Source organism: Variovorax sp. JS1663 (assembly GCF_002157355.1).
GTDB lineage: Bacteria > Pseudomonadota > Gammaproteobacteria > Burkholderiales > Burkholderiaceae_C > Variovorax.
Genome location: NZ_LYMK01000097.1, coordinates 1 through 6,053 on the forward strand (window position 1 = coordinate 1; position 6,053 = coordinate 6,053).

Consider the following 6,053-nt stretch of genomic DNA (forward strand, 5'->3'; position numbering starts at 1 on the left):
GACTTCAAGGCGCATCGCGCGCTGGGCAGCAATGCGGACCTCTTCGCTGATGCGGGTGTTCGCGCGCGCTATGACCGCCTCAAGGACCTTTTCAAGGAAGGCGCCGCCTTCAGCCTGGCTCAGATCGATGCAGAAATGCAGTCACTCGCTCAGCAAGGCCTCGTCAGGACAGAAGAGCAGACGCTCTACAAGGCATTGGAGCGAGTGCGCAGCATCGTCTACGAAGCCGAGCGCATCAATGCGGGGGTTCCCAGTGGGACCGGTGGCGCTTCAGCCTTGTCCGTCAGCGTGAGCAGCATCGCCGCGGTTGGTTTGGACTATCAACTCTCGGTGCTGCGCGCCGGCCAGAACACCACAGGCTATCGGACCGATCCCTTGTCCGGCGGCATCGACGCTTACGCTGGCCGCAACCTGGCTCCCGGCGGCGCACTCGGCAACTTCTACGACCTCTATGGCGCCATCCCTCCCTCGGCCGTTGCCAACTCTCAATTGCACTATGGCAGCCCCGTGCCCATCTTTGTGGAAGACCAGCCCTTGTATCGAGGCTCTATCTTCGCGGACGTGGGCACGACGACCCTGAAGGCCGGCGAAGTCAAGCTGCTCGTCGACAACTTCGGGCTCAACGACTTCGGCGATACCCATAGCTTGGTGCTGATCGTCGACTCGCTGAGCGTGCAGAACACTTTGGCGCGGCTCGACCCCACTTTGACCGCTGAGCAGATGGGCATCCTCTTGAAGGCTGCCTCGAACCTCAAGGCCGACGCTCAGCGTCTGACACAAGGCAAGGCCGATGGCGACACCCTGGAGAGCTTTGTCAATGCACTGGCTGACACCCTCGGACTGGGCTGGAGCGGCGAAGCTCGGCTCGAAGGCGACCCCAGCGGTAACACCTGGGCGCGCGTCGAAGACCAGAACGGCTACAGTGGGCGGGTCACGTTCCATCAACAACTGAAGCAACTCGCCGGCAGTGGAGCTTTTCATTCGCTGCAAGGCAGGGTGACGCTGCAGAGCCTGCCAGCAACCGGCAATGCCTTCGCCGCCCAGGCGAAGACGCGCACCAGTTTCGCGGACATTGCGGCGCTGCAAACCCTGTCGCCCTTTGTGCTCAAGCCTGTCGGCGCCGCGGGCGAAGCCGCGCTCGACAGCCTCTGGCAAAGCGGCACCTGGGGCGAGAAGTACGACGCCTGGCTGCAAGACAAATCACTGGTCTCGCTGGGCAAGCCGGCCACCAGCTACACGGATGAATGGATAGCGGATCGCGCTGAGATGCTGCGCTGGCACGTGATGCGCAACACGATCGATGTCGATCGGGTGCGCATGCCGGGTGTCACGGAAAGCGTTCTCTACAGGGACGTGGCGACCGCCACGAGCTTCTACCTCACGAATACCAATGGCGGAGAACCGACCCCCATGGTCACGCGTCAAGTCGCCTTTGGTGGCGACGCTGGTGATGAGTTGGGTGGGGCAGATCGGAACGATCATCTCTATGGCGGCGCAGGCGCCGACACACTCATCGGCGGCAAGGGCGACGACTACCTCCAAGGCGATGCCGGCAACGATACCCTCGATGGCGGCGCGGGCGACGACATGCTGTTCGGCGGCGCAGGCCGCGACACCTACGTCATCGGCCCCGATACTGGCCGAGACATCATCCTCGACGCCGACGACCAAGGCACCATTCAACTGGCCGGCCGTTTCTTGACCGGCGCCGGCGAACTGATCAGCACTGCCAGCACCACCCAGCCCTACACCATCTGGCACGACGACAGCAACGCCGCCCAGCCCATCCGCTACAGCCTCAACACGCAGACCAAGGAACTCACCATCACCGGTGCCGGCAGCACCATCCTCGTCAAGGACTTCGCAGCCGGCGACCTCGGCATCGCCATCCCTGCTGCCACCACGCCTGTCGCAGTCGTTCCCCCCTACACCTTCGACCTCGCCACCCGCGAAGGCAGGTTGGCCCACCTAAACCTCGGCCTCACCCCCGGGCAAGGCAGCGCCGGCATGCGCCTGGACAACGCCGTCAATACCGCCGGCTACGTCGCCGACGCCCCCAGTCTCGGCGCCGGCAGCGGCGCTGGAGCCGACATCATCATCGGCGGCACCGGCACCTCTCCATACGGCTACATCATCGACGGCCATGGTGGCGACGATCGAATCTGGGCCGGCATCGAAACCACCCTCGAGGCCGCCATTGCCAGCGGCGAAACCACCCCCGCCAGCGGCAGCGCCACCTTGATGCTCGCCGGCAGCGAAGGCGATGACCAAGTCATCGGCGCAGCCGGAGACGACGTCCTCTTCGGCGGCATTGGAGACGACACCCTCGTGGGCGGCGCCGGCAGCGACATCATCCTCGCCGATGGCGACGACGACACCTACCAGAGCAACTACCACATCACCGCCTGGAGCACCGGCACCAACACCGCCTGGAGCCCCGGCACCACCACCGTACGCCCCGGCCGCTTGTTGCGCATGTACGTGGAGACCGGCGGGTTGGGCGAAGTCGACAACTACTACTACACAAGCGTCATCGACGAGTACATCAATCCCCTGGCCAACACCGACCTCTCCGGCCTGCTGGCCATGCGTGCCGAAGACATCGTGCCCGCCCCCGGGGACACCCGCAGCTACGATCCCGGCACCCAGCGCACTTTCGCCCAGGTCAACGACGGCAAGTTCATGGCCACCAACATCGGAAGCGGCGCCGACATCATCCATGCCGGTGCAGGCGACGACACCGTCAACGCCGGCGCCGGAGACGACATCGTCTTCGCCGGCAGCGGCATCGATGCGGTGGCCGGTTACGAGGGAGACGACTTCATCGAGGGCGGTGCATCTCGGCTAGTTCGAACCTGCACAGCGCGAATGCGAAAGCGAAAGCGATCGCGAAACACCGCCAGTCTGAAGGGCTTACGCCATGCTTGAGCTTGGCATCGGTGCCGACATCTTGCGGGGTGTCGGATGGATCGTGCGGCTTCTTTTCCTTGCTGCCATTGCCTACGCGCTTTGGAATGGCAAGAACTGGAAGCGAAGGTTGCTGAACGTCGCGTTGGTTGTCCTTGTGTTTAGCACACCGCTATGGCCGGGCATAGGCGATCGGATTCGCTACGAGCGCAAATACAAGGCAGCAAAAGCGCTGTTCGATGAGCGATGCAAGACGGCTGGCGAACGGATTAACAAGACCGTTGAATCCGTAGACGGCATCGTTTGGGAACGATGGAGGCCGAAGGAGTTGAACTATGGAGATCAGTTTGCGCGAACAGATCCTTACGGCAGAGATTGCGGTGGGGAAGACTGCATCAAAGCAATGCTGCGTGTTACCTCCGGATCGGATCTGAACGTAGACGAGGCTAAGCGGCAGGCAGATGGCTACTCGTTCGTCGAAACGATCGATCCGACTTGGGGTATTTCATATCGATACACGGGTGTTGTTGCTTCTACTAATCGGCGAACAGGCACCCAGACAGGGCTAAAAGATGCGGAAAAAGAAGCCGATACCGGTGTCTTTAGGTTTGCGGTAGAGCGAGAGTCAATTCAGAAGTTCACTGCCCGTTACAGCGTTACTTGGAGAGATGTTTCTACGGAAGAGGATCGAAAGCATTGGATTGCAGGCGGCTCCATTCGGATCGTTGATCTTCAAACCAACGAGCTTGTCGCTGAACGGATTGGATATCTGATGGATCCGGGGCAGGGCGGCACTGGTGGCCAAAGAAGTCCTTGGACTTGGGCTCGAAGCTCCACCAAGGGGTGTCCGTCAATTGCTGAGCACAACTTTGTGTTCATTCGAAAAGTACTTCAACCAAGTAAAGGGGAGTGATCATGTCCAGCGAAATTTCTAGCTATCTCAAATACGCGAACCTGCAAATTGCAGCGGAAGCGTTCTATGGAAAGAAGATGGCCGCACCTGGAGAGGCGTACTTTGGTCCACTGACCGTGGAGTATCTGATGGCCGGCAATGACCGTTCCAGCAAGTTCACTGAATCCCAGGCGCGTGAGTTCATCGAAGAAGGCTGGACAGTCGTCGAGCACAAGAGCAACACGTCGACAGGCTTCAGTGGCACCCTGTTTCGCAACAGCGACACCGGTGAGCTGGTCCTCTCCTTCCGCAGCACCGAGTTCGCCGACGACGCGACCCGCGACAACCAGGCCACCAACGTCCTCGAGATCAAGGAAAAAGGCTGGGCCTTCGGCCAGATCAGCGACATGGAGGCCTGGTACGCCAGCCTCAAGTTCAACGGCAAGATCAGCGCGTCGGACATGATCTCCGTCACCGGCTACAGCCTGGGCGGGCACTTGGCGACGGCCTTCAACCTGCTCCGACAGGAAGAGGCTGCGGCCACCGGAACGCCAAATCCCATCAGCGCCACCTACACCTTCAACGGCGCCGGCGTCGGCGACCTTCTGAACGGCAAGAGCTTGAGGCAGGTGTTGGACAACTTCCTCGAGGTGCGTCATCTCGGCGCCGATTCCGAGTTCGCCACGGCTGAAGGCGAGGCCCTCTACCAGCAAATCAAGGCGTTGCTGCCCGTACACCCCAGTTGGGCAGAGCTGGCCCAAGCCAAAGCCACGGTCGAGCAAGCCATCACGGCCGCCAAGCAAAGGCCACTGATCGAGACTGCCTACCAGGTCGCGGACTATCAATTGCTCGCCGGTGCGCTCGGGCGCTCTTACGCCATCGCCAAGGAGAGAGACCGCGTTGCCACCATCAGCAACAGCGGAACGCCGCCGCTGCCGACTGACCTTCAGGCCGTGGATGCCGTCGAACTCGACTACCAACTCGGCGTTCTCATTGCAGCCAAAGACACAAAGGCCAGGTCTATCCTCGCTGGCGCTTGGATAACCGCCACGGACGATCGCACCTACGCCGATAAGCGCATCCCCAAATTCCACGACGTCTTCGCTAGCAACTTCCCTACCGCCGTCGCCAACTCGCAGGTGCACTATGGCGAGGCCGTCGGCATCATCGTGGAAGACCAGCCGCTGCACCGGGGCATCTATGCGGCCAGTGCTGGCGTGACCAGCGCGTGGAACTGGGACACCAAGCTCCTGGTCAACGACTTCAGCCACAACGACTTCGGCGACACCCACAGCCTGGTGCTCATCGTCGACTCGCTGACGGTTCAAGACACGTTCGCCAGGCTCGACCCCACCTTCAGTACGGCGAAGTTCGTGCCCCTCATGAAGGCCGCCACCAACGCGACAGGTGAGAGCGACACCGTGAGCTGGGGTCAGGGCAAAGCCGAAGGCGATGCATTGGACAACCTCGTCAATGCTCTGGCGCGCACCTTCAAGGTTGACATCGTTCCTCTCAAGGGCGACACCCGCGGCAACAGCTGGTTCGAGGTCGACAGCAAGAACGGCTTCAGCGGACGCAGCGAGTTCCACAACGCCCTCGCATCCATCGTCAAGAGCGATGAGTTCAAGGCCATCCAAGGCGACGTCGTCGTATCGGCGGTGGGCAGCAACCTCGCCACGCAGGCGCAAGCCCGCACCGGTTTCGAAGACATCGTTGCCCTCCAGACCCTGAGCCCTTTCAAACTCACGGCCGCGAGCGAGGCCGGCAGGGCAAAGCTCGAAGGTCTCTGGGAAGACAGCGATTGGAGTGATCAGTACCAGGCGTGGCTCGATGACAAAGAAGCCTTGCAATCAGGTGAGGCCGCGAGCAACTACAGCAATGAGTGGATGGCTGACCGCGCTCGGCTGCTCAACGCGCTCATGATCCAAGGCAACCAGAACAACGATACCGGTCAAGTCTACGACGCGGGCGTGCCATCGGACCGTGCGCTGGTCTTCGACTACTACGAAGCGGCGAGTGCCACACCCAAGACCCTGATCGCCAAGAGCAGGGACGGCGTCGTACTGCCTGACCAACACATCCTCTTTGGCGATGACGGCGCGAATGTCCTGCAAGGATTCGACAATGCGCTGGGTGACCGCCTCTACGGCGGCGCCGGCAACGACATCCTCAACGGCGGCAAGGGCAACGACTACCTCGAAGGCGGCACCGGCACCGACACCTACGTCATCGCCCCCGACAGCGGCCGAGACAT

The 6,053-nt window shown here is 61.6% G+C and carries 1 protein-coding gene and 2 pseudogenes; all 3 read left to right on the forward strand.

From position 1 onward, the window contains the following. Window positions 1-2,928: pseudogene (locus A8M77_RS34610) on the forward strand (hypothetical protein); the annotation flags it as partial. Beyond that, on the forward strand, window positions 2,921-3,820 hold the full coding sequence (locus A8M77_RS35910; protein ID WP_143694898.1) for a hypothetical protein: 900 nt from the start codon (window positions 2,921-2,923) through the stop codon (window positions 3,818-3,820). The pseudogene A8M77_RS34610 and the gene A8M77_RS35910, both read left to right, overlap by 8 nt. 2 nt (window positions 3,821-3,822) lie before the next feature. After that, window positions 3,823-6,053, forward strand: a pseudogene (locus A8M77_RS37360) (hypothetical protein); the annotation flags it as partial.

Coding starts and splice junctions, on each gene's coding strand:
- A8M77_RS35910 (WP_143694898.1), top strand. CDS start 2,921: ATGCTTGAGCTTGGCATCGGTGCCGACATCTTGCGGGGTGTCGGATGG.